Genomic DNA, 895 nt, shown 5'->3' with positions numbered 1-895 from the left:
TTCGTCTTTCGCGCGAACAGATAAGTTCACAACACGCGCTTTACGATCTACACCTGTATATTTCGCTTCGATAGTATCACCTGCAGAAATAACGGTTGTAATATCTTCAACACGGTCACGAGTTGCTTCGTTAGCACGGATAAATGCTTCCACGCCGCCTTCTAATTCAACTTTAACGCCTTTCGCATCAACTTCTACAACTTTACCAGTCAAGATTGCACCTTTTTTAGTGCTTTCTACGAAGTTAGTGAACGGATCCGATTCTAATTGTTTGATACCTAAAGAAATACGTTCTTTAACCGCATCAACTTGTAATACAACAGCTTCTACTTCGTCACCTTTTTTGTAGTTACGAACAGCTTCTTCACCTGTCGCATTCCAAGAAATGTCAGATAAGTGAACTAAACCGTCGATACCGCCTTCAAGACCGATGAAGATACCGAAATCAGTGATAGATTTGATTTTACCTGTCACTTTATCGTTTTTGTTGTGAGTTGCTGCGAAGTGTTCCCAAGGGTTTGCTTTACATTGTTTTAAACCTAATGAGATACGACGACGTTCTTCATCAACTTCAAGAACCATTACTTCAACTACATCGCCTACGCTAACCACTTTAGACGGGTGAATGTTTTTGTTTGTCCAGTCCATTTCTGAAACGTGAACTAAACCTTCAACACCGTCTAAAATTTCAACGAAGCAACCGTAGTCGGTTAAGTTAGTTACTTTACCGGTTAATTTGCTGTTTACCGGGTGGTTTTGAGCGATTGCAGCCCATGGATCTTGACCTAATTGTTTTAAGCCTAATGATACACGAGTTTTCTCTTTGTCAAATTTAAGTACTTTAACAGTTACTTCTTGACCTACAGCAACCACTTCGCTTGGGTGTTTAACAGAT

1 protein-coding gene is annotated in these 895 nt (G+C 40.0%); it reads right to left on the bottom strand.

All coding sequences use genetic code 11. The features are described 5' to 3' along the window. Positions 1 to 895, bottom strand: an 895-nt coding sequence (locus EK386_RS20695; protein WP_126660865.1) for a S1 RNA-binding domain-containing protein, incomplete at both ends; no start/stop codon positions are given.

This window comes from Lysinibacillus antri, from assembly GCF_003977595.1.
Lineage (GTDB): Bacteria > Bacillota > Bacilli > Bacillales_A > Planococcaceae > Ureibacillus > Ureibacillus antri.
Note: the sequence above shows the minus strand (reverse complement) of the source record. Positions and strands in the feature narration are given on the sequence as shown.